Origin of the sequence: Streptomyces sp. NPDC098781, from assembly GCF_044759995.1 — a bacterium.
Taxonomy (GTDB): domain Bacteria; phylum Actinomycetota; class Actinomycetes; order Streptomycetales; family Streptomycetaceae; genus Streptomyces.
Genome location: NZ_JBIWAK010000002.1, coordinates 621,920 through 647,066, shown reverse-complemented (window position 1 = coordinate 647,066; position 25,147 = coordinate 621,920). Strand labels below are relative to the sequence as shown.

Annotated in this window: 23 protein-coding genes; 11 read left to right on the top strand and 12 right to left on the bottom strand. The window is 72.0% G+C overall.

Annotation, left to right across the window (positions count from 1 at the left end; all coding sequences use genetic code 11):
• Window positions 1-122 precede the first annotated feature (122 nt).
• Both ACIQWG_RS08985 and ACIQWG_RS08980 read left to right on the top strand, forming a co-directional pair.
• Window positions 123-1,913, top strand: coding sequence for a flavin-containing monooxygenase (locus tag ACIQWG_RS08985; protein WP_404092270.1), 1,791 nt, complete (start codon window positions 123-125; stop codon window positions 1,911-1,913).
• Window positions 1,910-3,598, top strand: a complete 1,689-nt coding sequence (locus ACIQWG_RS08980; protein ID WP_404092267.1) for a hypothetical protein — start codon at window positions 1,910-1,912, stop codon at window positions 3,596-3,598. The genes ACIQWG_RS08985 and ACIQWG_RS08980 overlap by 4 nt, the downstream gene beginning before the upstream one ends.
• Here the strand turns inward: ACIQWG_RS08980 and ACIQWG_RS08975 are convergent.
• Window positions 3,546-3,896 carry a MazG-like family protein gene (locus tag ACIQWG_RS08975; protein ID WP_404092264.1) on the bottom strand — a complete coding sequence of 117 codons (351 nt, stop codon included), beginning with the start codon at window positions 3,894-3,896 and terminating at the stop codon, window positions 3,546-3,548. The two genes, ACIQWG_RS08980 and ACIQWG_RS08975, sit on opposite strands and share 53 nt — an antisense overlap.
• 46 nt (window positions 3,897-3,942) lie before the next feature.
• Window positions 3,943-4,506, bottom strand: a complete 564-nt coding sequence (locus ACIQWG_RS08970; protein ID WP_404092261.1) for a DoxX family protein — start codon at window positions 4,504-4,506, stop codon at window positions 3,943-3,945.
• Window positions 4,507-5,227: 721 nt separating this feature from the next.
• On the opposite strand from ACIQWG_RS08970, the gene ACIQWG_RS08965 reads away from it, so the two are divergent.
• A complete protein-coding gene (locus ACIQWG_RS08965; protein ID WP_404092258.1) occupies window positions 5,228-5,554 on the top strand; it encodes a nuclear transport factor 2 family protein in 327 nt (108 codons plus the stop codon).
• A gap of 70 nt (window positions 5,555-5,624) precedes the next feature.
• Window positions 5,625-6,611 (top strand): aldo/keto reductase, encoded by a 987-nt coding sequence (locus tag ACIQWG_RS08960; RefSeq protein WP_404092255.1) that lies wholly within the window; start codon window positions 5,625-5,627, stop codon window positions 6,609-6,611.
• Between the two features lie 259 nt (window positions 6,612-6,870).
• Here ACIQWG_RS08960 and ACIQWG_RS08955 read toward each other — a convergent pair whose 3' ends face one another.
• Window positions 6,871-7,635: an SDR family oxidoreductase gene (locus ACIQWG_RS08955; protein WP_404092252.1), complete on the bottom strand. Its 765-nt coding sequence runs from the start codon at window positions 7,633-7,635 to the stop codon at window positions 6,871-6,873.
• Between the two features lie 134 nt (window positions 7,636-7,769).
• Here ACIQWG_RS08955 and ACIQWG_RS08950 point away from each other — a divergent pair, with 134 nt between their 5' ends.
• The gene (locus ACIQWG_RS08950; protein WP_404092249.1) at window positions 7,770-9,410 is read left to right on the top strand and encodes an alkaline phosphatase D family protein; all 1,641 of its coding nucleotides are present in this window, start codon (window positions 7,770-7,772) and stop codon (window positions 9,408-9,410) included.
• Here ACIQWG_RS08950 and ACIQWG_RS08945 read toward each other — a convergent pair.
• A complete protein-coding gene (locus ACIQWG_RS08945) occupies window positions 9,397-10,428 on the bottom strand; it encodes a Gfo/Idh/MocA family protein (RefSeq protein WP_404092246.1) in 1,032 nt (343 codons plus the stop codon). The genes ACIQWG_RS08950 and ACIQWG_RS08945 overlap by 14 nt on opposite strands.
• 88 nt (window positions 10,429-10,516) lie before the next feature.
• On the opposite strand from ACIQWG_RS08945, the gene ACIQWG_RS08940 reads away from it, so the two are divergent.
• The 3 genes from ACIQWG_RS08940 to ACIQWG_RS08930 all read left to right on the top strand — a co-directional run bounded on the left by ACIQWG_RS08940 (window position 10,517) and on the right by ACIQWG_RS08930 (window position 14,131).
• Window positions 10,517-11,845: a multidrug effflux MFS transporter gene (locus ACIQWG_RS08940; RefSeq protein WP_404092243.1), complete on the top strand. Its 1,329-nt coding sequence runs from the start codon at window positions 10,517-10,519 to the stop codon at window positions 11,843-11,845.
• Entirely contained in the window at window positions 11,773-12,972 is a 1,200-nt protein-coding gene (locus tag ACIQWG_RS08935) for a serine hydrolase domain-containing protein (protein ID WP_404092240.1), read from the top strand. Before ACIQWG_RS08940 ends, ACIQWG_RS08935 begins: the two co-directional genes overlap by 73 nt.
• 166 nt (window positions 12,973-13,138) lie before the next feature.
• On the top strand, window positions 13,139-14,131 hold the full coding sequence (locus ACIQWG_RS08930; RefSeq protein ID WP_404092237.1) for a small ribosomal subunit Rsm22 family protein: 993 nt from the start codon (window positions 13,139-13,141) through the stop codon (window positions 14,129-14,131).
• Here ACIQWG_RS08930 and ACIQWG_RS08925 read toward each other — a convergent pair.
• Complete coding sequence (locus ACIQWG_RS08925; RefSeq protein ID WP_404092234.1) at window positions 14,128-14,355, bottom strand: DUF6243 family protein; 228 nt, start codon at window positions 14,353-14,355, stop codon at window positions 14,128-14,130. The two genes, ACIQWG_RS08930 and ACIQWG_RS08925, sit on opposite strands and share 4 nt — an antisense overlap.
• A gap of 106 nt (window positions 14,356-14,461) precedes the next feature.
• Here ACIQWG_RS08925 and ACIQWG_RS08920 point away from each other — a divergent pair, with 106 nt between their 5' ends.
• A complete protein-coding gene (locus ACIQWG_RS08920) occupies window positions 14,462-15,094 on the top strand; it encodes a TetR/AcrR family transcriptional regulator (RefSeq protein WP_404092231.1) in 633 nt (210 codons plus the stop codon).
• Window positions 15,095-15,270: 176 nt separating this feature from the next.
• Window positions 15,271-16,005, top strand: coding sequence for a bifunctional DNA primase/polymerase (locus ACIQWG_RS08915; protein ID WP_404092228.1), 735 nt, complete (start codon window positions 15,271-15,273; stop codon window positions 16,003-16,005).
• 18 nt (window positions 16,006-16,023) lie between these two features.
• On the opposite strand, the gene ACIQWG_RS08910 is transcribed toward ACIQWG_RS08915, so the two are convergent.
• The 7 genes from ACIQWG_RS08910 to ACIQWG_RS08880 all read right to left on the bottom strand — a co-directional run bounded on the left by ACIQWG_RS08910 (window position 16,024) and on the right by ACIQWG_RS08880 (window position 23,542).
• A complete protein-coding gene (locus tag ACIQWG_RS08910) occupies window positions 16,024-17,016 on the bottom strand; it encodes a hypothetical protein (protein WP_404092225.1) in 993 nt (330 codons plus the stop codon).
• Window positions 16,976-17,848 carry an iron uptake transporter permease EfeU gene (gene efeU / locus ACIQWG_RS08905; RefSeq protein ID WP_404092219.1) on the bottom strand — a complete coding sequence of 291 codons (873 nt, stop codon included), beginning with the start codon at window positions 17,846-17,848 and terminating at the stop codon, window positions 16,976-16,978. The genes ACIQWG_RS08910 and efeU overlap by 41 nt, the downstream gene beginning before the upstream one ends.
• Window positions 17,849-17,854: 6 nt before the next feature.
• Window positions 17,855-19,105, bottom strand: coding sequence for an iron uptake transporter deferrochelatase/peroxidase subunit (gene efeB / locus ACIQWG_RS08900; RefSeq protein ID WP_404092216.1), 1,251 nt, complete (start codon window positions 19,103-19,105; stop codon window positions 17,855-17,857).
• 10 nt (window positions 19,106-19,115) lie between these two features.
• Window positions 19,116-20,273 carry an iron uptake system protein EfeO gene (gene efeO, locus ACIQWG_RS08895; RefSeq protein WP_404092214.1) on the bottom strand — a complete coding sequence of 386 codons (1,158 nt, stop codon included), beginning with the start codon at window positions 20,271-20,273 and terminating at the stop codon, window positions 19,116-19,118.
• A gap of 126 nt (window positions 20,274-20,399) precedes the next feature.
• Complete coding sequence (locus ACIQWG_RS08890; RefSeq protein ID WP_404092211.1) at window positions 20,400-21,218, bottom strand: heme ABC transporter ATP-binding protein; 819 nt, start codon at window positions 21,216-21,218, stop codon at window positions 20,400-20,402.
• A gap of 243 nt (window positions 21,219-21,461) precedes the next feature.
• Window positions 21,462-22,547, bottom strand: coding sequence for a FecCD family ABC transporter permease (locus ACIQWG_RS08885; RefSeq protein WP_404092208.1), 1,086 nt, complete (start codon window positions 22,545-22,547; stop codon window positions 21,462-21,464).
• Window positions 22,544-23,542: a hemin ABC transporter substrate-binding protein gene (locus tag ACIQWG_RS08880; RefSeq protein ID WP_404092205.1), complete on the bottom strand. Its 999-nt coding sequence runs from the start codon at window positions 23,540-23,542 to the stop codon at window positions 22,544-22,546. Before ACIQWG_RS08880 ends, ACIQWG_RS08885 begins: the two co-directional genes overlap by 4 nt.
• Window positions 23,543-23,662: 120 nt before the next feature.
• Between ACIQWG_RS08880 and ACIQWG_RS08875 the strand changes: the two genes are divergently transcribed.
• Entirely contained in the window at window positions 23,663-25,087 is a 1,425-nt protein-coding gene (locus ACIQWG_RS08875; protein WP_404092202.1) for an HtaA domain-containing protein, read from the top strand.
• Window positions 25,088-25,147 lie beyond the last annotated feature (60 nt).

Here is a 25,147-nt window from a genome sequence, read left to right as displayed (position 1 = left end):
ATTGATCAAGTGTCCGGGATCTGTCTGGGACCTGTCAGCCCAGTCCGTTTCACTGACCCCGACTTCCCCTCTCCCGGCCTGCTCCCGAGGCCGGCCCCCCCACGACCGAGGAGAGCGCATCCATGGAGCTGGACTTCGACCCCGAGGCCCTGCGCGCCAAGTACCGCGCCGAGCGTGAGCGCCGGATCCGGCCCGACGGCAGCAGGCAGTACCGGCAGCTCAACGGGGAGTTCGACGCCTACGACGAAGACCCCCACGCCGACCCGGAGTTCACCCGCGAGCCGCTGCACGACCGGGTCGAGGTGCTGATCGTCGGAGGTGGGTTCGGTGGGCTGATCGCCGGGGCGCGGCTGCGGCAGGCGGGGGTGCGGGAGATCCGGGTCGTCGAGAAGGGCGGGGACTTCGGCGGGACCTGGTACTGGAACCGGTACCCCGGCATCCACTGCGACATCGAGTCGTACATCTACCTGCCGCTGCTCGAAGAGCTCGGTCACGTCCCCCGGTGGAAGTACGCGCCCGGCGAGGAGATCCGCGAGCACGCCGTGGCCGTCGCCCGGCACTTCGGCCTGTACGACCACGCCTGTTTCCAGACCCAGGTCACCGAACTGCGCTGGGACGACGAGGAGTCCGAGTGGGTCGTCGGCACCGACCGCGGTGACCGGATGCGGGCGCGGTACGTCGTCGTCTCCAGCGGGACTCTCAGCGAGGCCAAGCTCCCCGGCATCCCCGGCATCGAGACCTTCCGCGGCCACGCCTTCCACACCAGCCGCTGGGACTACGCCTACACCGGCGGCGACGCGAACGGCGGCCTCACCGGCCTCGCCGACAAGCGCGTCGCCCTCATCGGCACCGGCGCCACCGCCATCCAGGTCGTGCCGCACCTGGGACGGGACGCACAGCACCTGTACGTGTTCCAGCGCACCCCGTCCTCCGTCGACGTACGCGGCAACCGGCCCACCGATCCGGAGTGGCGGAAGTCCCTGGAACCCGGCTGGCAGCGGCGCCGGATGGAGAACTTCCTGAAGATCGTCACCGGCGTCCGGGCGGACGAGGACCTGGTCGACGACGCCTGGACGTCCACCGCCCGGCTCCAGGAGAAGCTCATCCCGACCGACGCCTACGCCGACGTACCGGCCGAGGAACGCGAACTCTCCTACGAGATCGCCGACTTCCAGAAGATGAACGAGCTGCGGGACCGGGTCGAGGCCATGGTCGAGGACCCTGAGACCGCCGAGAAGCTCAAGCCCTGGTACCGCTACATGTGCAAGCGGCCCACCTTCAGCGACAGCTATCTCCAGACGTTCAACCGGCCCGACGTCACCCTCGTCGACACCGCCGACACCCACGGCGTGGAGCGGATCACGCAGAACGCCGTCGTGGTCGGCGGGGTGGAGTACGAGGTGGACTGCGTCATCTTCGCGACCGGCTTCCAGGTCGGCGTCTCCGGGGTGCTGTCCGGCCGGCTCGCCGTGCACGGCCGGGACGGCGTGGACCTGCTTCAGACGTGGAGGAGCACGGGGCCGAGGACGCTGCACGGGTTCTACAGCCGGGGCTTTCCGAACCTGTTCCATCTCGGCCCGTTGCAGAACGCCTCCGCCGTGAACTACGTCCACATCCTCGACGAACAGGCCACACATGTTGCCGAGATCGTCGGCGAGGCCCGCGCGCGGCAGGCCCGGTGGATCGAGCCGACCGCCGAGGCGCAGGACGCCTGGGTGGCGACGATCCGGCAGAAGGCCGCCGACCTGTACCGCTTCCACGCCGAGTGCACCCCCGGCTACTACAACAACGAGGGCCGGCCGAGGGAGCGCAGCGAGTCGTACGGCGACGGGCCGGTCGCCTTCCACGCACTGCTGCGGCGCTGGCGTTCGGAGGGCGGTATGCGCGAGGTGCTGGTCGAGGGCGAGGCGTGAGCGTGGACGCGGGCGCGAGGGAGCCCAGCCGGTACGACCCCGCCGGCAGCCGGCACCTCACCACCAGCCCCCGCTGGGCCGCCGAGCGGCTCAACCCGCCCAGTCGGCTGTGGGGGTCCAACGGCGTCGCGTTCGGGCCGGACGGGCGGCTGTACGTCGCCCAGTTCCTCGCCGGTCAGATCAGCGCCGTGGAACCGGCCACGGGGGACGTCGAGGTGGTCGTTCCGATGGACGGTCCGGTGCAGTCGCCGGACGATCTCGCCTTCGGCGCGGACGGCTCGATGTACATCGCCGACCTGGTGCCGGGGCGGGTGTGGCGCCGGAGTCCGGCAGGCGAGTACACGCCGGTCCCCGGGGACGTCACCAACCCCAACGGGATCACCTGCGTCGGCGACCGGCTCTTCGTGAACGAGATGAAGCCCGACGGCCGGCTCTTGGAGCTGTTCCCCGACGGTCGGGACCCGGTGGTCCTCACCCGGGGGCTCGCCCTCGGCAACGCGATGCAGCTCGGGCCGGACGGCCACCTCTACTACCCGCACATGATGAGCGGCCCCAACCCCCTGCTCACCGGCCAGGTCTGGCGGATCCCGCCGGACGGGGGCACGCCCGAGGTGGTCGCGGACGACGTCCACCAGCCGGTGGCCGTGCGGTTCGACCGGGGCGGGGTGCTGCATGTGCTCTCCCGGGGCCCCGAGGGCATCGTCACCCGGATCGACCTGCACGGCAGCGGCTCGCGGACCCTGGTCACCAGCGGTGTCGCCGGGCTGGACAACGCCGCCTTCGACGCCGAGAACCGCATGTTCGTCTCCAGCTACGCCAGCGGCGGCGTCACCGAGATGCGTCCGGACGGGCGGACGCGCGAGATCGTGCCGCGCGGTCTGGACGGACCGTACGGCGTGACCATCGACCTCGGTGGCACGGTGTACGCCGCCGACCACTACCGGGTCGTGCGCCCCACGCCGGGTGAGGATGCGACGCCGCCGCCCCTGCTGCACTTCGCGCACGGCGTCGCCGCCGACGGCGAACTCCTCCACCTCACCTCGCAGTTCGGGGTGGTCCAGACGTACGACCCCGGGAGCGGGACCACGCGGGAGCGGGCAACGGGACTGCGCTGCCCGCTCGGCATCGCTCTCGCGCCCGACGGGTCGCTGGTCGTCGCCGAGTCGGGCGCGGGGCGGGTGGTGGCCGTCGGCGAGGACGACGCCGTCGTGGTGCTCGCCGACGGACTCGAACGGCCCACGGACGTGGCGTACGACGCCGAGGGGCGCTGTTACGTCAGCGACGAGCGGCTCGGCGCGGTGCTGCGGATCGAGGCGGACGGGCCGCCGACGGTCGTCGTGGACGGGCTCGACGCGCCGCAGGGCCTCGCGGTCCTGGGTGCGGAGCTGTTCACGGTGGAGACGGGGCGGCGCAGGCTGCGCGCGGTGTCCCTGGCCACGGGGGAGTCCCGCGTCGATGCCGAGGACCTGCCGGTCGGGCCGCCGCCGGGAGTCGTACCGCGTGCCGAGCCCGCCCTCTTCGCCCACGGGATGCCGGGGATGGCGCGGCGGTTCGCGGGGCTCGCGGTCACGCCGGACGGGGATCTGCTGCTGTCGGCGAACGGGGAGGGGACGGTGCTGCGGCTGACGCCCGTCAGGACGCCGGGCCCAGCGACCGCTCCGTCACCCGGGTCAGATGCCGGGTGAACACCGCACGCGCGTCCGGAGTCAGCGTCCGCAGGGCGACCAGTGCCGTGATCACCACGTCGCACAGTTCGCCCTGCACGTCCTCCCAGCTGTGGGTGACGCCCTTGCGCGGGTTCTGACCGGTCGCCCCGATCACCGCCTCGGCGACCTCGCCGACCTCCTCCGACAGCTTGAGCATGCGCAGCAGCATGCCCTCCTTGCCGCCGACCGGCTGGTCGGTGTCGAGCCAGGTCCACAGGTCGTCGATGGCCGCCCACAGGTCTGCTGAGGTCTCGGGAGGTGTGGCCTGATCAGTCATGCGGGCAGCTTGGCACAGGGCCGTCCGCTCCGGGAAAGGGCCGGCCCTACTCCTCGAACAGGGCCTCCTGCCCCTCCAACTGCTCCCCGCCACCCTTCTCCGGCCGGTCCAGCCGCCTGTTCCGCGCCCCCACCACCAGCGCCGTCGCCGCGGCCGCCCCCGCCAGCGCCGCCGGGACCATCCAGCCCCGGTCGACGACATGGCCGAGCGCGTGGTCGAGGGAGAGCCGGCCGGGGCCCGCGACGGCGAGGGCGGTCGCGGCGAGGCCGAGGATCGCCGCGTGCTCGTAGCCGCCCTCCTGGTTGAAGAAGCCGTTGGGGGCGTGCACAGCGGCCGCCCCCGCCATCCCGCCGGCCGCCGCGGCGCCCGCCGCGGGCGTCGCCAGCCCCAGCGCCAGCAGCGTCCCGCCGCCGGCCTCCGCGAGCCCGGACGCCATCGCGCTGGCCTTGCCCGGCACATAGCCGATCGACTCCATGAACTGGCCGGTCCCCTCGACCCCGTGCCCCCCGAACCAGCCGAACAGCTTCTGCGTACCATGCGCCACCAGCACCCCGCCGGCACCCAGCCGGAGCAACAGCAGACCCAGATCCCGTCGGTCGTAAACACTCACGGCGACTCCCGAAACGTCAGCAGGAACAGAACCCCCACCCACCCGTCCACCGTCCCACCCCCACCACCACCCCGACCCCTACACAGCGCCGTTCGGGTGGCGCCCGCACGCTGCCGACGCCTGCTCGGCACCTCCACGCCGCCCACCAGCGTGGACGGGACGGCCGACCGTCGGCGCGAGCGGCAGGAGCCGTACGGCGGATGTGACGGCCGCCAGCCGAACGGTCAGGGCCGGCACCCGCCCACACGCCACGCCCATCACCCCGAGCAGCACGGCCGCCGGCCGAGGAGCCAAGTCGCCCGTTCGCGGACCGCGGCTCGACGCCCTTCCGGCGCTGAGGCTCCCGCCCCGCCCGCCCGCCGCACCGTCCGAGCCTCCACGCAGACCCACTCCGCCTCGACAGGCCTCCCGGCCGGTACTCGGGGCTTCTCCGACAGACCCCCGCCGACTCGTCGCCGCGGGCCGCGCCCCGGCCGCTCCTCACCATTCCGGTCACCCACGGCCGCACCCGCCGACGGCCGTCCCCCGCCCTCCACACCCCGGACCACACGCGACTTGACCCGCCCCCCGAGCGCGCGGGAGCCTCTCGCAGACCCCGGCCGACTCGCATCCGTACGCCACCCACGTGCCGCCACCCTCCCCCCGCCCCACGCCACCCACCCAGCCCCACCCACCGCCGTTCGGGTGGCGGTGTGAAGGGGCCGGTGTGAGGCTGGCTGGCATGACGATTCAGACGTCCAAGCTGAGCGACCCCGCTGTCCGGGCCTTCGTCGCCGCCGTCAACGCCCACGACCGCGACGGCTTCCTGAGCATCCTCGCGCCCGGGGCGACCATGGCGGACGACGGTACCGACCGTGACCTCGCCGACTGGATCGACCGGGAGATCTTCTCCTCCAACGGTCATATCGAGGTCGACAACGAGTCGAACAACGGCCGCGACCTCATCGCCGGGTACCGCAACGACACCTGGGGCGAGATGCGCACCCGCTGGCACTTCGTGGTCGAGGACGACGGGCGGATCTCCCGCTTCGAGACCGGGCAGGCGTAGCGGGTTCCGGGAAAATCGTTGGCACAAGCGCTTGCCCTCGTGTGCGCTCCAACTTCTAACGTCCTCCTTCATGGAGACCACGAGGACTTTGGGACGGACCGGCATCGAGGTCAGCGCGCTCGGCTTCGGCTGCTGGGCCATCGGCGGTGAGTGGCAGTCCGCCGACGGGCAGCCCCTGGGCTGGGGCAAGGTCGACGACGAGGAGTCGGTACGGGCGGTCCGCCGCGCCCTCGACCTGGGCGTCACCTTCTTCGACACCGCCGACACCTACGGGGCCGGCCACAGTGAACGCGTCCTGGGCCGCGCCCTCGGCAAGCGCCGCGCCGACGTCGTCGTCGCCACCAAGTGGGGCAACGTCTTCGACGAGGAGACCCGCACCCTCACCGGCGCGGACGACTCGCCGGAGTACGCCCGCCGTGCGCTGACCGCCTCGCTGAAGCGCCTGGACACCGACCACATCGACCTCTACCAGCTGCACCTGTCCGACGCCGACCCCGAGCGCGCCGCCGAACTGCGCGATCTCTGCGAGGAGTTCGTGCGCGAGGGGCTCATCCGCGCTTACGCCTGGAGCACCGACGACCCGACCCGTGCCGCCGTCTTCGCGCGCGGCGAGCACTGCGCGGCCGTCCAGCACATGGCCAACGTGCTCCAGGACGCGCCGGAGATGTTCGCCCTGTGCGAGCAGCTCGGGCTGGCGAGCATCAACCGCAGCCCGCTGGCGATGGGCCTGCTGACCGGCAGGCGCAGGTCCGGACAGGCGCTGGAGGCGGGGGACATCCGCAGCAGGCCGCCGCAGTGGCTGAAGGGCTTCGAGGACGGATCAGGCGCCGACCCGGGGTGGCTCGCCCGTGTCGACGCGCTCCGGGACGTCCTCACCAGCGACGGCCGTACGCCCGGCCAGGGCGCCCTCGCCTGGCTGTGGGCGCGCAGCCCGCTCGCCGTGCCGATCCCGGGCTTCCGTTCCGTCGCCCAGGCCGAGCAGAACGCCGGCGCGCTGGAGAAGGGCCCGCTCAGCAGCGGGCAGTTGAGCGAGGTCGACCGGATCCTCGGTCGCTGACCTCAGCCGCGGCCGACTGCACGGCAGCCGTTCCACGCACCGGTGCGCACCTCGCGGTCCCACGCGAGATCCACCCCCACCCGGTGTCGTGGAACGGCTGCCGTTCCCCCCTCGGTGTGGCCTGCGGAAGCCTCTCACTCCGAATGTGAAGCTCCGGTGTAAGAGATTTTGAGCATAAGTCGACGACCGGCGCCGATGCAGCGGAATTCAACATTCCAGTTGTGCAAGTTGTGGAGACCGTGAGGATGCCGGCGAGCCGTCAGCCGCGCCCCACGTACGGCATCGCGGTCGCCAGTACGGTCGCGAACTGCACATTCGCCGCCAGCGGCAGCTCCGCCATGTGCCGCACCGTCCGCGCCACGTCGGCCACGTCCATCACGGGCTCGGGCCGCACCGACCCGTCGGCCTGAAGCGCGCCCGTCTGCATCCGCTCGGTCATGTCGGTCGCCGCGTTGCCGATGTCGATCTGGCTCACGGCGATGTCGTACGGCCGCCCGTCCAGCGACAGCGCCTTGGTCAGGCCGGTCAGCGCGTGCTTGGTCGCCGTGTAGGCCACCGACAACGGGCGGGGCGTGTGCGCCGAGATCGACCCGTTGTTGATGATCCGGCCGCCCCTCGGGTCCTGCTCCTTCATCTGCCGGTACGCCGCCTGCGCGCACAGGAACGCCCCGTTGAGGTTGGTGTCCACCACGTGCCGCCAGGCGTCGTACGGCAGTTCCTCCACCGGTACCCCGCCGGGACCGAACGTCCCCGCGTTGTTGAACAGCAGGTCCACCCGCCCGAACCGCTCCACGGTGGTGGCGAACAGCGCGGTCACGTCCTCCTGCCGTGAGACGTCCGTCCGTACGGCCAGTGCGGCGCCCCCGGGCACCAGCCCCGCCGTCTCCTCCAGCGTCCCGACGCGCCGCCCGGCGAGCGCCACCGACCAGCCCGCGCGCAGCAGTTCGACCGCCACCGCCCGCCCGATGCCGGAGCCGGCGCCCGTCACCACGGCGATCCTCGTGTCCGTTTGCCTGTCATTCATGGGCCCGCAGCGTACGGGACGGTCCGCCATTCGGAACTCATCTGTCTGCCATCCGGGTGTTGTGTACGCGCCAAGCGAGTGTCGTCCCCGGCCACTCCAATGCGTCATGCATCCATCAGTCAGGGGAGGACCGGATGACCACCACGACAGCACCGCCCCAGCACAGCGCCGAACTGCGCGCGGCAGCCCGCCACATCGGCCGCCGCCGCTTCCTGACCGTGACCGGCGCCGCCGCCGCGCTCGCCTTCTCCGTGAACCTGCCGGCCGCGGGCACCGCGAGCGCCGCCGAGCTGGACGCCCGCAAGATCACCGACAACCCCTTCACCCTCGGCGTCGCGTCGGGCGACCCGCGGCCCGACTCCGTGCTCCTGTGGACGCGCCTCGCCCCCGCCCCGTACCAGCCCGACAGCGGACTGCCCGCCCAGCGGATCACCGCGCACTGGGAGCTGGCGCACGACGAGGGGTTCACCCGGATCGCCAGACGCGGCGCGGCCATCGCGTACCCCGAGTTCCACCACACGGTCCACGTCGAGGTCGCCAACCTCGCGGCGGACCGCGTCTACTACTACCGCTTCCGCGCCGGCACCTGGATCAGCGGCACGGGCCGCACCCGCACCGCCCCCGCGACGAACGCCGCCGCGAGCTCACTGACCCTCGCCGCGGTCTCCTGCCAGGCCTACACCGACGGCTACTACACGCCGTACCGCCATCTCGCGCAGGACGACGTGGACGTCGTCTTCCACCTCGGCGACTACCTGTACGAGTACGCGGTCAACTCCGTCGGCGGCTACCGCAACTACACCGACCGCACCCTGCCCGCGGTCTTCAACCGCGAGACGACGACCCTGGAGGACTACCGGCTGCGCTACGCCCTGTTCAAGTCCGACCCCGACCTCATGGCCGCGCACGCTGCGCACCCGTTCGTGGTCACCTGGGACGACCACGAGACCGAGAACAACTACGCCGACGACATCCCGGAGAACAGCGTCCCGCCGGAGGAGTTCCTGCTGCGCCGGGCCTCCGCCTACCGCGCCTACTGGGAGAACCAGCCGCTGCGCCTCCCGCAGCGCCCGGTCGGCCCCGACATGCAGCTCTACCGGCGCCTGCGCTGGGGCCGGCTCGCCCAGTTCGACGTGCTCGACACCCGGCAGTACCGCTCCAACCAGGCCTACGGCGACGGCTCCCAGATCCCCGGCCCGGACGTCGACGACCCGGCGCGCACCATGACCGGCGCCACGCAGGAGCGCTGGCTGCTCGACGGCTGGCGCGACTCGACGGCGCTGTGGAACGTCGTACCGCAGCAGGTCACGTTCTCCCAGCGCAAGTTCGACCTCACCGAGCCGTCACGGGTGTCCATGGACGCCTGGGACGGCTACCGCGCCTCCCGCCGCCGGGTCCTGGACGGCGCCAGGGCAGCCGGCGTCGACAACCTGATGGTGCTCACCGGTGACGTCCACGTCGGCTACGGCTTCGACATCAAGGACGACTTCGACGACCCCGACTCCGCCACCCTGGGCACGGAGATCGTCGCCACCTCGATCACCAGTGGCCGCGACGGCACCGACAAGCCCGCCAACTGGGACACCTACATGAAGGCCAACCCGCACATGCGCTTCTACAACGGGCGGCGCGGCTACGTCACCGTCGCGCTCGGAGAGCAGCTCGCGCGGGCCGACTTCAAGACGGTGCCGTACGTGACCACGCCCGGGGCGCCGGTCACGACGGCCGCGTCCTTCGTCACCCAGGTGGGGGACCAGGGGCTCAGGCCGGCGTGAGTTCCGGCGCCTCGCCCGCGGTCTGCTCGCCCGGGTAGCGGACGCCGACGCGGTCCCGGATCGCGTCGAGCGTCCGCATCACGGCGAGCGTGCCCTCCAGCGGGACCAGCGGCGACTCGGTCTCGCCGGCCCGCAGCGCCCGCATCACCTCCGCGGCCTCGTGCCGCAGGCTGTTGCGCGGCCCGTCCGCCGGGTCGGCCGTGAACTCCTCGGGGTCACGGCCGTCCCGGTGCAGCACGAAGCGGTCCGGGAAGAAGAAGCCGTTCGGTACGTCGATACGGCCGCCCGAGCCGGTCACGGACGCCGAGGTCGCCGTACCGCCGACGATGGAACAGTGCAGCGAGGCGAGCGCGCCGCCGTCCCAGGTGAGCAGGGCTCCCGTCTGGAGGTCGACGCCCTCCGCGGACAGCGACGCCCGGGCCGTCACGTCGGCCGGCTCACCGAGCAGCAACTGGGCGAAGGACACCGGGTACACGCCGAGGTCCAGCAGCGCGCCGCCGCCCTGTGCCGGGTCGCGCAGCCGGTGCGCGGGCGGGAAGGGGCCGGCCAGCCCGAAGTCGGCCTGGACATGGCGTACTTCGCCGATCGCGCCGTCGTCGACCAAGGCCTTGAGCCGACGGATCAACGGGTTGCAGTACATCCACATGGCCTCCATCAGGAAGCTGCCGTGCGCCCTCGCCAGCCCGACGAGCTCCTCGGCCTCCCGCGCGTTGAGGGTGAACGCCTTCTCGCACAGCACGTTGTGACCGGCCTCCAGGCACAGTCCGGCCGCCTCCCGGTGTGCCGAGTGCGGGGTGGCGACGTACACGACATCGATGTCGCCGTCCTCGGCGAGCGCCGCCCAGTCGCCGTACGCCCGCTCGATCCCGAACCGCTCGGCGAACGCGTCGGCCGAGTCCTGCCGCCGCGAGGCGACCGCCACCACCTCGGCGTCGGGCAGGTCCACGAGATCCGCGGTGAACGCGGCGGCGATCCCCCCGGTAGCCAGAATCCCCCACCGCACGCTCTGCTCGGCCATCGCGGCCCCGCCCCTCGCTCATGTGACCCTCGGCACTCTGTACGAGCTGAGAGCATAGAGGCCGGATCACTCGGAGAGGGAGGGGCGAATGGGCGAGCGCGGGGGGCCGACACAGGACGTGTCGCAGCCGGCCATATCGAACGTGAGGGCGGAGCAACCACCCATCCGTTCCCTCCGGGCCACCGGCCTCCTCGTCACCTTCATCCTCGGCGGTCTGACCGCCACACCCCCGCTGGCGATGGACATGTACCTCCCGGCGCTGCCCGAGGTCACCGGCTCCCTGCACGCCCCCGCCGCCACCGTCCAGCTCACGCTCACCGCGTGCCTGGCCGGCATGGCGTTCGGGCAGCTGGTCGTCGGCCCGATGAGCGACCGCTGGGGCCGCAGGCGCCCGCTGCTGTCGGGCCTGGCGCTGTACGTGATGGCGACCCTGCTGTGCGCACTGGCACCCACGGTCGAGTTCCTGGTCGCCTTCCGGCTGGCGCAGGGCCTCGCGGGCGCGGCGGCGATCGTGATCGCGCGGGCCGTCGTCCGCGACCTCTACGACGGTGTCGCCATGGCCCGCTTCTTCTCGACCCTGATGCTGATCTCCGGCGTCGCCCCGATCGTGGCGCCGCTGATCGGCGGGCAGATCCTGCGGGTGACGGACTGGCGGGGCGTGTTCGTCGTCCTGACGGTGGTCGGGGTGCTGCTGGCCTGTCTCGTCTGGCGCAGGCTCCCGGAGACCCTCGCGCCGCAGGACCGGCACTCCGGCGGGGTGGGCGAGGCGCTGCGCGCCATGCGCGGCCTGCTCGCCGACTCCAGGTTCGCCGGGTACACGCTGGCCGGCGGGTTCGCCTTCGCCGCGCTCTTCGCCTACATAGCGGCGTCGCCCTTCGTGATCCAGGAGATCTACGGGGCCTCGCCACAGACCTTCAGCTTGCTGTTCGGACTCAACTCGGTCGGTCTGGTGGCGGTCGGCCAGATCAACGGCAAGGTGCTGGTGGGGCGGGTGAGCCTGGACCGGGTGCTGGCCGTCGGACTGTCCGTGGTGATCCTGGCCGCGACAGCGCTGCTGCTCATGTCCGTCGGCGTCTTCGGCGAGGTCGGACTGGTGCCGGTGGCCGCCGCGCTCTTCGTCCTGATGTCCGCGATGGGCGTCACGCTCCCCAACACCCAGGCCCTCGCGCTCCAGCGCACCAAGCACGCCGCCGGGTCCGCCTCCGCGCTCCTCGGTACGACCTCCTTCCTCATCGGCGCTGTCGCCTCGCCCCTCGTGGGCGTCGCCGGCGAGGACACGGCCGTCCCGATGGCCGTCGTCCAACTGGCCGCGGCACTGGTGGCGCTGGGCTGCTTCATGGGAATGTGCCGTCCTTGGAACAGACGCGCGGACGGAAGGGCGGCCGGATCCGCGGTCGCGGAGGGAGCGGACAGCTGAGCGCGCCGAGACTGCGCGGGGACACGCCGGAACGGGCCGGACTCGACCCCGAGGAGATCCAGCACCTTGTCCGCGAGGTCCACGACCTCACCACCGGTGAACGTCCCTGGGCGGCCGGGGTGGTGCTGACCGTCGGCCGGGGGCCGTACCTCGCCGTCGAGGAGGCGGCGGGGTGGGCGGTGCGGTACGCCTGCTACGACGAGGAGAAGGACTCGGGCGTGGAACTGCCGCCCGGCTCCCGCGTCCCGATGACCACGGACACCCCCTTCGATCTGGCCTCCCTCACCAAGCTCTTCACCTCGGTCGCGGCGGTGCAGCAGATCGAGCGCGGCACGCTCGGGATCGACGCGCGGGTCGGGGCGTATCTGCCGGACTTCCGCGCGGCGGTGGTCCACGACATCACCGTACGGCAGCTGCTGACGCACACCTCCGGGCTGCGGCCGGAACTCCCGCTGTACGACTGCGCGGACGACGCGGAGCGGCTGGAGCGGTTGCGCGCGGAGCCGCCGATCGGGGTGCCCGGCACCTACTGCTACTCGGACGTGAACATGCTGCTGCTCCAGCAGGTGCTGGAACGCATCACGGGCCGCACGCTGGACGTCCTGATCCACGACGGCATCACGCGTCCGCTGGGCATGACGGCGACCGGCTTCGGCCCGTGCCCCGGGGCGGCGGCCACGGAGGACCAGCGCCGGCCGTGGGCCAAGGCGGACCGGGGGATGCTGCGGGGTGTCGTCCACGACGAGAACGCCTGGGCGCTGGGCGGGGTGGCCGGCCATGCGGGGCTCTTCTCCACGGGGCGGGACCTGGCGGTGTTCTGCCGGGCGCTGCTGTCGGGCGGCGCGTACGGCCCCGCGCGCATCCTCGGCCCGGACTTCGTGGAACTGCTGCTGACCCCACCCGGCCTCGGCTTCGCCATCGACCAGCCCTGGTTCATGGGGGAGCTGGCGGGGCGGGGGGCGGCCGGGCACACGGGGTTCACCGGGACGTCGCTGGTGGTGGACCCGGTGACGGACACGTTCCTGGTGCTGCTGGCGAACACCGTCCACCCACGCAGGCGCGGCCCGGACAGCCGCCCCCGGGCGCGGGCGGGGACGCGGGTGGCTCGGGCGGTACGGGGGCGGTAGCGCAGGGTCTCCTTCGTCCTCAAACGCCGGAGGGGCTGAAATCAGCCCCTCCGGCGTTTGAGGAGCGGGGTCTGGGGCGGAGCCCCAGAAGGATGGGCTGGGTAGGGGCGGCGGGGGCGAGAAAGGCCGTGTCCCGGGCCCCCACCCGCCCTCATAGAATCGCCGGGTGAACGCCCCCGTACCCCCGGCCGAGACCCTGCGCCACAGCCTCGCCGCCCTCCTCGACGGACTCCCGCCCCGCCAGGCCACCCAGGCCGTCGACCGGCTGATCGCCAACTACCGCGGGGCGACCCCCACCCACACCCCCATCCTCCGCGACCGCGCCGACGTGGCCGCCTACGCCGCCTACCGCATGCCCGCCACCTTCGAGGCGACCCACGCGGCCCTGGAGGCGCTCGCCCGGGCCGTCCCGGACTGGAACCCCGCAAGTCACACCGACGTGGGCGGCGGAACCGGCGCCGCCACCTGGGCCGTCACCGCCACCTGGCCCGGCGAGCGCGGCGTCACCGTGCTGGACTGGGCCGAACCCGCCCTCGCCACCGGCAGGGAGATCGCCGAGGCCAACCCGGCGCTGCGGAAGGCCCGTTGGGAACGCGCCCGGATCGGCTCCGCCCTCGCCCTGGACCCCACGGACCTGGTCACCGTCTCCTACGTCCTCAACGAACTCACCGCCCCCGACCGCACCGCCCTCGTCGACACCGTCGCCGCAGCCGCCCGGACGGTCGTGATCGTGGAACCCGGCACCCCCGACGGGTACACCCGCGTCATCGAGGCCCGCGACCGGCTCATCGCCGCCGGCTTCCGCATCGCCGCCCCCTGCCCGCACAGCGCCGCCTGCCCCATCGTCCCCGGCACGGACTGGTGCCACTTCTCGGCGAGGGTCAGCCGCTCCTCGCTGCATCGCCAGATCAAGGGCGGCTCCCTGGCCTACGAGGACGAGAAGTTCGCGTACGTCGCCGCCACCCGGCTGCCGGCCACCCCGGCCCCCGCCCGCGTCGTACGCAAACCCCAGATCCGCAAGGGCCAGGTGCTCCTCGACCTGTGCGAGGCCGAGCCCGCCCTGCGCCGCACCACGGTCACCAAGCGCCACGGCGACCTGTACAAGTCGGCCCGCGACACGGCCTGGGGCGACGCCTGGCCGCCGGAGACGGCCGACTAGGCAGCCGGGGTCTCCTCCCCGTGCTCCCTCTCGTCAGTCCCTTCCGTGATCGGCTGTTCCGCCTGCCTCTCCTGGAACTTCCGCAACAGCTCCCGTTTCTGCGCCGCCGCGTCCGCCCCGCCGCCGACCCGGCCGTTCCGACCGCCCCCGCGCAGCGCGTTGCGGCCGAGGTTCCGTCGGGTCCCGCCGACTCCCAGCATGTTTCCGGCTCCGCCTCGGGTCATGGTGGATTCCTCTCTCGCAACTTTACAACGAGACGTATCGTCTCGCTTGTGGTCCCTCAAGGGTCCGGCGAGACGCTCCGTCTTGTCAACCTGATAAATTCGACTCATGTCAGCCCGGAATCCGGCCACGCCCGCGCCCAGCTCCCCCCGCCGCAGTGAGAAGTCCCGGCGGGCCATCTACGACGCCGCTCTCGCCCTCGTCGTGGAGGTCGGCTACCGCAGGACGACCATCGAGGGCATCGCCGCCCGCGCCGGCGTCGGCAAGCAGACGATCTACCGCTGGTGGTCGTCCAAGGCCGAGGTGTTGATGGAGGCGTTCCTCGACCTGGGGGAGCGGTCCGCCCAGGCCATGGGCCACGAGCCGTACGCCATCCCGGACACCGGAGATCTCGCCGCCGACCTGAAGGCCGTACTGCGCGCCACCGTCGACGAGCTGAAGGACCCCCGCTTCGAGGCCCCGTCCCGCGCACTCGCCGCCGAAGGCGTGGTCAACGAGCAGCTCGGACGGGAGTTCATGGCCAAGCTCCTCGAACCCTCGCTCCAGCTCTACGTCGACCGGCTGCGCGCCGCCCAGGAGGCCGGGGACATGCGCCCGGACCTCGATCCCCGTATCGCGCTGGAGCTCTTCGTCTCGCCGCTCGCCCAGCGCTGGCTCCAGTACACCGGGCCGATCTCGTACGACTACACCGACACCCTCGTCGACTACGCCCTGTACGGCCTGGCGCCCCGGGCGCGGTAGGGGGCGGGGCGGAGGCGGGGCGGGCTAAATACCGCCAAAGCAGCCCATAATCCCTGATCAAACGGCTGTGTACGGCTCGTCCCACCTGGCCCGGTTGTCCGCTACGGCCCCCCGAGGCGCACGATGGTGGGACCATAGGGCATGCTGTTCCGCACGACAGCGAGGCGAGGGGATAGATGAGCGCGGAGTTGGGCGGCCGGACCGGACGACAGGGCAAACTCTCCCGGTGGCTGCGCGGACGCCGCCCGAAGGAGACCGCCGACGAGGGCGGCCGGGAGGACCTGCTGCTCGCCGCCGCCGAGGCCGGGCTGCCCCTCGCGCCCGCCGCGCATCCCGCCCCCGGCTACCGCTGCTCCTGCGACCGGGTCGGCTGTCCCACTCCGGCCCGGCACCCGGTGTCCTTCGCCTGGCAGACGCAGTCCACCACCGACCGCGCCCAGATCGAGCGCTGGGCCCGCCACCAGCCGCAGGCCAACTTCATCACCGCCACCGGCATGGTCCACGACGTGCTGGACGTGCCGCTGGAGGCCGGGCGCGAGGCGCTGGAGCGGCTGCTCGACGCGGGAATCGAGGTAGGACCCGTCGCCGAGAGCGACGACGGCCGCATGCTCTTCTTCACCACCACCCGCGGCACCCCCGAGGACGAGGACGAGTGGTGGCCCTGCGAGCTGGACTGCCACCCGGAGACCATGGACGAGCATCCGGGACTGCGCTGGCACTGCCGCGGGTCCTACGTCCTCGTACCGCCGGCGCAGTTGCCCGGCGAGGGACAGGGCGTGCACTGGGTACGTGGCCCGGAGCACCCGCTGCCCGACCCGCTGAGCCTGCTGGAAGTCCTCACCGACACCGGGGCCCGGCACGCCGGCACGGAGTCCGACCACGCCTCCTCGGCCTGGCCCCTGCGCCACTGAGCCGACCCCGAGGGCCGGCTACTCGCCCTTCGCCGTCGTCATGCCCTGGATCCGGCCGATGACGTCCACCTTCCCGGAGCCCTTCGGCACCAGGGCCGCCTCGTTGGAGACGAACTCCAGCGTCAGCGACTGCTTGATCTCGCCCTCCGTCAGTGCGAGGACGGCCTTGTTCGGGGTCGGCACGGAGACACCGCTGTGGGCCGTCTCCTTCTGGAAGTGGCGCGTGGTGAAGAACACCAGCGCACCGCCGTCCTTGGTACGCAGCGCCAGCGGCGCGTAGTCGCCCTTCGTCAGCGGCTCGTCGATGTACTGCCGGACCAGGCCGGGCTTGACGGCGTCCTTATCCCGGTCCGAGCGCCATCCGCTGGTGTTGCGGCCGGTGGCGAAGACGTCCCCGCCGTTCTTCAGGTACGCCGCGTAGTCCTTGCTCAAGTCCCCGGGCGCGACGGCGAGTCCGGCCGAGTTCGCGGACACGGCCTCGGCCCAGCCGTCCTGGTCGGTCTTGAACTCCGGTACGTCCCCCGGGCTCAGCAGCGTCAGATACGCGGCCTCCCACGGCTCGTCCAGGCCGCTGCGGGTGAACACGAAGACCCAGCGCGACTTGCCGCCCTTGTTGGCGGCCGCGTCGGCCACGAACCAGCGCGGCCAGCCCGCCTTCTTCGGGATCGTGAACCGGGTGTCCGACAACTCCAGCGGTGCGTGCGCCGAGTTGCCCTCGGGGCTGAGCGCCTTGCCCGCCTTCAGCCGTGCGCCGTCGATGTCACCGAGGGCGCCGGTGACGAAGTCGGCGTCCAGGGAGCTGTCGTACGCCTTGTCCGCCTTGTTGTACGCGGTGGTGAACTGCTCGAGCGCCTTGGCGGCTTCCGCCTTGGTGGCCGAGGGGAGGATCTCCTTCTCTCCGTGGACCACCACGCATCCGCTCGCCGTCAACGACAAAGCGGTCAGTGAGGCCGCTATCAGTGCGCTCCGGTCAAGCCTGCGGAGCCTTCGAGGGCCGCGTTCCCTGCTCATCAGGTCCCTTCACCTTCCCCTTCCCGGAGGCGAACCCTACCGGTGCGAGGAACAGCGCGAGCGTCGGGATCAGGTACAGCAGCCACACCGTGACCTGAAGGACGGTCGGGTCCGGCTGGAAGTTGAAGACGCCCTTCAGCAGGGTGCCGTACCAACTGGACGGATCGATGGTGTCGCTGATGTCGAACGCCTTGTTGCTCAGCCCCGGCAGCCAGCGCGCTTCTTGAAGATCGTGGAAGCCGTACGCCAGTACGCCCGCCGCCACGACGACCAGCATGCCGCCGGTCCAGGTGAAGAACTTGGCGAGGTTGATGCGCAGGGCACCCCGGTAGAACAGCCAGCCGAGCGCGACGGCCGTGACGATGCCGAGGGCCACGCCGATCAGCGGGCGCGGGGTGCCGTCACCGGCCGCGCGCACCGACGCCCACACGAACAGGGCCGTCTCCAGGCCCTCCCGGCCCACCGCCAGGAACGCGGTCGCCACCAGCGCGCCCGTGCCCATCCGCAGGGCCTCGTCCAGCTTGCCGTGCAGCTCGGCCTTCAGATGCCGGGCGGTGCGCCGCATCCAGAAGACCATCCACGTCACCAGGCCGACCGCGAGCAGGGAGAGGGAGCCCCCGAGCGCCTCCTGCGCCTCGAACGTCAGCTCCTGCGAGCCGAATTCGAGCGCGCAGCCGAAGCCGAGCGCGAGGGCGACCGCGGCACCGATGCCGATCCAGATGGGCCTCAGGGCGTCCCTGCGGTCCGTCTTCACCAGGTAGGCGATGAGGATGCAGACGACGAGCGACGCCTCAAGACCCTCGCGCAGACCGATCAGGTAGTTGGAGAACACGGGTCCTCACGCCTCCTTCGAGAACAGCGTGCTGCCCCACCAGTCGTCCTTGTCGCGGACGCCGGGCGGGACGGCGAAGAGCGCCGAACCCACGTGCTGGATGTACTCGTTGAGCGAGTCGATGGCCAGGTTGCGCTGGATCCGGATGAATCCCGTGCGCGGGTCGCGCTGGTAGGCGAGGAAGAACAGGCCCGCGTCCAGCCGGCCGAGGCCGTCGGTGCCGTCGGTGAAGGAGTAGCCGCGGCGCAGGATCGTCGCCCCGTCGTTGGAGTCGGGGTGCGCGAGCCGGACGTGCGCGTCGGGCAGCATCGCCTTCAGGAACGGCTTGTCGCGCTCCTTGGCCTTGCCGACCGGGGCGCCCTCGCCCTTGTCGCGGCCGATGATGTCCTCCTGCTCCTGGAGCGAGGTGCGGTCCCAGGTCTCGATGTGCATGCGGATCCGCCGGGCGACGAGGTAGGAGCCGCCGGCCATCCACTCGGGCCCGTCCTTCTCGCCGACCCACACGAACTTCTCCAGGCGGTCCGTCTCCGTCCCCGCGATGTTGCGGGTGCCGTCCTTGAAGCCCATGAGGTTGCGCGGGGTCTGCTCCTCGGGGGTGGTGGAGGAGGTCTTGCCGAAGCCGAGCTGGGACCAGCGGATGACGACCTTGCCGAAGCCGATGCGGGCCAGGTTGCGGATCGCGTGCACGGCGACCTGCGGGTCGTCCGCGCAGGCCTGGATGCACAGATCGCCGCCGCTGCGGTTCTTGTCGAGGTTGTCGCCGGAGAAGTGCGGCAGCTCCACCAGGGCTTCGGGCCGTTGGCCGGCGAGGTCGAACTTCTCGAACAGCGACGGACCGAACCCGATGGTGAGCGTCAGCCGCGACGGCTTCAGGCCCAGCGCCTCACCGGTGTCGTCCGGCGGCGCCTCGGCGAGCCCGCCGAACGCGCCCTCGCCGACGGCCTGTCCGGAGGTCATCCGGCGTGCGGCGGCCGTCCACTCCTTCAGCATCCGCACGAACGCGGCGCGGTCGTCGGTCGTCACGTCGAACGCGGCGAAGTGCAGCCGGTCCTGCACGGGGGTGGCGATGCCCGCCTGCCGCGCGCCGTGGAAGTCGATCGCGGCGCCCGTCTCGGCGGCCGGAGCGACGTCGTCACCGGTGCGGGCCATGGCGACGGCACCGCCGGCCGCGACGGCGCCGAGCGCCAGCCCGGCACCGCCCCAGCCGATCAGCGCACGCCGGGAGGGAGCGGGAGTGCTGTCGGTCGGTTCCGTCATGACGGTCCCCCTACTTCACGGCCACGGCGGCGGCGAGCTTGGACAGCGGCTCCGCGAGGGCGTTGACGCCGTCCGACAGCTCCTTGCGGTCGGCCTTGCCGACCTTGTCGTACGAGGTGAAGTCGTACGACGACTTGTCCTCGCGGTACCGGTCGAGCAGCGTGTTCAGCGCGCCGAACTGCTGGTCGAGCTCGGTGACCAGCGCCGGGTCGTTCTCCTTGGCGACGGCCTTCAGCAGGTCGTACGCCTTCTGCGCGCCCTCGACGTTGGCCTTGAAGTCGACCAGGTCGGTGTGCGAGTAGCGCTCCTCCTCGCCGGTGACCTTGCCGGTGGCGACCTCGTCCAGGAGTTCCTTGGCGCCGTTGGCCATGGAGGTCGGGGTGATGTCGGCCTTGCCGACCCGGTTCTGCCAGTCCTTGAGGTCGGTGATGAGCTGGTCGGCGAGCTCCTTCTCGCGGTCGCCGATCTTCTTGTCCTGCCAGAGGGACTTCTCCAGGCGGTGCCAGCCGGTCCAGTCCGTGGCCGGGTCCTGGCCGTCCTCCAGCCCGTCCTCGCGGACGTCGACCTTCGGGTCGATGTCGCCGAAGGACTCCGCGACCGGCTCGGTGCGCTCCCAGCCGATACGGGAGGTGGCGTAGGCCTTCTTCGCGGCCTCGACGTCCCCGTCCTTGACCGCCTTGGCGAAGGCCTCGGCGAGCGGCAGGGTCTCGTCGGCCTGCTCCTGGGCGTACTTGCGGTAGGCGGCGACCGCCTCGTCCAGACGCGGGTCGCGCTTGGCGGCCGTGCCCTTGCCGGTGGCCTTCACCGCCTGCCGGATGCCGTCGCCCTTCATGCCGGGCTTGCAGGCGATGGTGTAGTCGCCCGCCTTCACCTCGGCGGTGACGGTCTGCTTGGTGCCGGGGCCTATGTTCTCGCGCTCGGTGACGATGCGGTCGTCCGGGAAGAGGATGTAGACCTCGGTGACCTTGGAACCCTTGTTCTCGATGGCGAGTTCGACGTGCCCGGCCGGGAACTCCTTCTTCGACACCTCGCACTTGTCGTCCGTCGACGTCACGCTGACGACGCGGTCGCCGCCCTCGGTGCTCCCCTTCTCGGTGCACCCCGTGACGGCGGTCAGCGCCGCCACGGCGGCGATGGCGGTGGTGACGGGGAGTCTGACGGTGCGCATGAAGGCTCCATGAAGTGGCCGGAAAGTGTGCGTGACGCGCCTCACATACCAAGGTGAGGCTCGCCTAACGGAGATAAGGATTACCTAAGTGGCCAAAATCGACCCCATTGCGAAGTCAAAGGATGGTCAAAGGTTCCGTCGTGGAGCCACCAGCAGCTCTCCTGTCCGAGGATGCGAAAGCACTTCGACCGGCTGGTCGTAGACCTCCGACAGCAGCCGCTCGGAGAACACCTCGGCGGGCGGTCCGTCGGCCGCCACCCGTCCGGCGCGCAGGATCGCGACACGGTGCGCGTACGCGGCCGCGAGCCCCAGATCGTGGAGTACGACCACGACCGCGTCCCCGGCCCGCGCCCGCTCCCGGCACACCCCCAGCACCAACTCCTGGTGTTTCAGGTCCAGTGCGGCCGTCGGCTCGTCGAGCAGCAGCAGCGGGGCGCGCTGCGCGAGCACCCGGGCGAGCGCCACCCGGGCCCGCTCGCCGCCGCTCAGCGCGGAGAACGGCCGTACCGCGAAGTCGCCCACCTCGGTGACGGCCATCGCCTCGGCGACGGCGAGGTCGTCCTCGGCGGGAGGGGAGGCGTGCGGCGCGCGGCCCATCCGGACGACCTCCTCGACCGTGAAGGGGAAGGACAGGGCTGCCGACTGGGGGAGCACGGCCCGGCGCAGGGCGAGTTCGGGCGCGGTCCACTCGGTCGCCGGACGCCCATGAATCCGTACGACGCCCTCGGCGGCCGGCAGATCGGCGGCCAGCGCCCCCAACAGGGTCGACTTCCCGGCCCCGTTGGGCCCGACGAGGGCGAGCACTTCACCGGCCCGGACGGTGACGGACACCCCGCACAGCACCTCACGGGCCCCGAGCCGAACACGAAGATCCACCGCCTCGGCGAGGGTGTCGCCGGGTTCGGCGGGGGTGGGGTAGGCGGGCCGAGGCCGGAGGAGTCTCATGCGCGGGCTCCTTGCAGGGTTGGTCGGGAGGTCGTGGGGATTGGAGCGCGCCGGTCACCGCGGGGTGGCTGGGCAGCAGGCTGCGCTGGAGCGTCAGGGCGGAGTCGCGGGCGTTCTGGGTTGCGCGGAAAGAAGGGAAGGCGGGTGCGGACGGTTGGTGTGGCCGCCGGCCGGTCAACGGCCTTGAGGGGCGCGGGGAACCGCGCGACCAGCCCTCACCGGCGCGCACCCGGCATGCGACCGCTACGCCCACCCCCCTTGCCGCCGTCGAGTCCTGCGCAGCAGCCAGAAGAAGAACGGGCTGCCCAGCAGGGCCGTCAGCACCCCCAACGGCAGCTCCGCCGGCGCCGCCACCGTCCGCGCGGCGAGATCCGCTGCCAGCAGCACCAGCGCCCCGCCCAGCGCGCTGCCGGGAATGAGGAACCGGTGCCCCGGCCCCGCCGCCATCCGCAACAGGTGCGGCACGACGAGCCCGATGAACCCGATGACCCCCGAGACACTGACCGCGGCGGCCGTGAGGAGGGCGACCACCAGGATCAACGCGACCCGCATCCGCTCCACCTCCACCCCCAGATGCCGGGCGGGCCGGTCGCCGAGCGAGAGCAGGTCCAGGCGGCGCGCGTACAGCGGCGCCACCACCAGCCCCAGGGCCGCACAGGGCAGGACCGCCGTCACCTTGGGCCAGGTGGACTGGGCGAGCGAACCGAGCTGCCAGAAGGCGATCTGGTTCACCGCGGCGGTGTCCGCGAGGAAGATGAACAGGCCGATGAGCGCCCCGGCGAAGGCGTTGACCGCGATGCCCATGAGGATCAGGGTCACGACCTCCGTACGGCCGCCCGAGCGGGACATCGCGTACACCAGCAGCACGGTGCCGAGACCGGAGACGAACGCCATCGCGGGCAGCGTCCAGTTGCCGAGGAAGGTCAGGCCCAGCGCGATGGCGGCGACCGCCCCGACCGCCGCGCCCAGGGAGACTCCGATGGTGGCGGGCTCGGCGAGCGGATTGCCGAACACGCCCTGCATCAACGCTCCGGCGCAGCCCAGCGACGCCCCGATGAGCAGCGCCAGCACGATCCGCGGGAAGCGCACGTTCCACAGCACCGACTCGGCGACCCGGTCCAGCCCGCTGCCGCCGAGCCCGATCTTGTGCTGCACGGATGCGAGGACGTCCCCGACGGGGATCGGGTAGGCGCCGATCCCGGCGGCGACCGGCACGAGGACGAGAAGGGTGACGCCCATGCCGACGGTCAGCAGCCATGCCGCGGTGCGCCGTCTGCGGGGCGGCGCTTCGGCCAGGGCCTCCGGCGCCGCCTTCTCCAGTAGGGTCATGCCGCGTCCCCCTGGTACAGCTGCTCCACGACCGACCCGAGCACCTGGTCGGTACGCGGCCCGTAGCTCAGCAGAGCGCCATCCTCGATCGAGACGACCCGACGGTCCATTCCGGCGGGGGTCTCGGCGACCCCCGGGATCTTCACCAGCCCGTCGACGCCGCCGACCGACTCAAGTCCCTTGCTCATCACGAGGATCGCGTCCGGTGCCGCCTTCACCAAGGCCTCGCTGGTGATGGCGGTGAAGTCTTTCGTCAGCCCCGACTCGGCCCCGGCGTCGATCCCTCCGGCCGCCTCGATGAGGGACGTGGCGCCGGATCCCTTGCCGCCGATGAGATAGACGGAGGCGGAGCCGCGCAGATAGAGGAAGGCGACCCGTGGCTTCCCGCTCTGCCGAGGAACTTCCTTGCGCACTACGGCGATTCGGTCCTGGGACCGCTCGGTCAGCCGTTTCCCCGCCGCCGGTACGCCGAACGCGTCGGCGACGGCCTCGATGCGCGGGCCCACGTCGTCCAGATCCTGCGCGGGGGCGACGACCAGGACCGGGATGCCCGCGGCGCGGATCTGCTCCATGGCCTCGGCGGGCCCGGTCGTGGTCTCGGCGAGCACCAGGTCGGGCCTGAGCGAGAGCACGCTCTCCGCCGAGACGTCGTGGCCCCGGGTGACGACGGGCAGTTTCGCCGCCTGCGCGAAGGTGGCGGTGATGTCCCGGGCGACGACGCGGTCGCCGAGCCCGAGCGTGAAGACGATCTCGCTCAGGCTGCCGGAGAGGGGGAGCACGCGCTCCGCCTTCCCGACCGTCACCTTCCCGCCGTCGGCGGAGCGGACGGTCACCGGGAGGTCGGGGTCCGGCGCCCCCGCGAGGGGCTCGACGCGGCTCGCGGGGGCCTTCGTCCCGGTGCCCTCGGTGTCGGTCCGCGGTTGGCTCCCGCCGCCGCAACCCGTCGCGGTGAGGGCGAGCACCGCCAGCAGAGCGCCCGTCAGTCGTGTGCGCAAGCGTCGCACGGTCCCGTCCGTTTCTCTCGGTCCACTGCCGTTCCAGCTGGGCAAAGCTTAGGTTAGCCTTACCTTCGTTCGCTACCGGTCGTCGTGTCCGTCGTCCCCGGAGGACCTCTCATGCCTGCCCGCCTACGTGTTCTGGTCGCCGTGCTCTGCGCGGCGGTACTCGGTGCCCTGCTCCCGGCGGCGGCCGCGCACGCCGCGAGCCGGACCGTGCAGGGCGGCCGGCTCGACTGGGGCGTCAAATCCTCCTTCCAGAGCTATGTCACCGGCCCGATCGCGAAGGGGAGTTACTCCCTGACCGGCGGCGCGGCGACCGTGGGCAGCGGCGGCTTCCGCTTCCACTCGGCCACGGGGACCTACGACGGCGACACGGGCGCCTTCCAGGCCTCCTTCTCCGGCGGCGTGCACTTCGTCGGCCACCGGACGGACACCGGCGCCTATCAGCTCGACCTCACCCTCAGCCGTCCCACCGTCCGCGTCTCCGGCTCCACCGGCACCCTCTACCTGGACGTCACCAGCAAGGCGAAGGGCACCGGGACGGTCACGACGTCCAGCCAGGTGCCCTTCGCCTCCCTCTCCCTCGGCGGCATCGACATGCGGGGCGGCGGAAACACGGTCGCCCTCAACAACCTGCCCGCGAAGCTCACTTCCGAGGGGGCCAGGTCCTTCGCCGGCTACTACACCGCCGGAACCGCCCTCGACCCGGTGACCCTGTCGGCGGACGTCCGGCCGGCGGCGGCCACCACCACCGAGCCGAAGCCGTCGCCGAGCGCCACCAAGTCCCCGGCGAAGAAGAAGCAGTCCGGCGGCGAACTCGTCGACGGTGCCGTCGACTGGGGTGTGCGCCGCACCTTCCGGGAGTACGTCACCGGCGACATCGCCAAGGGCGAGTGGACCCTGTCGTCCGGCGCCGAGGACGGCGGCGCGCTGTTCCGCTTCCCCGACGGGAAGGGGACGTTGGCGGACGGTGATCTGCGGGCGTCGTTCAAGGGCGCGGTCCGCTTCGCCGGAGCGCACGGCCTCGACATCGAGCTGAGCGGAGTCCGGGTCACCGTCGAGGACGGCGCGGGCACGCTCCACGCCGACGTGACGGCGGCCGGATACAAGGGCTCCGACGTGCCCCTGGTCACCTTCGCGGCCAAGGGCCTGAAGACGAAGGACGGCCTGGCGAAGGTCACCGAGGCCCCCGCGAAGCTCACCGCCGAAGGCGTCAAGGCCTTCGGCGGGATGTATCCGGCGGGTACCGAGATGGACCCCGTGTCCCTGGCCGTCGCCACCACCGACGCCGCCGAACTGCCCGCCCTGCCCGACCTGGGCAGCACCCCCACGCCGGCCGCCTCGTCGGGTTCCCCCGACCCGTCCGCCGACCCGTCCGCCGAACCCGTGGCCAGCACCTCCGACGACGGCGTCTCCGCCCTGACCATCGGCCTCGCGGCCGGCGCCGTGCTGCTCGCGGGCGCCGCCCTCGCGTTCGTCGCCGTGCGCGGGCGCCGTACCCGGTCGGCCACCGAGGCCGGCCCCACGTCCGACGAGGACTGACCTCCCTACCCCGTCCGCCGCGCCCCACCCGGCCGCGGCGGACCTCCCACCCACCACAAG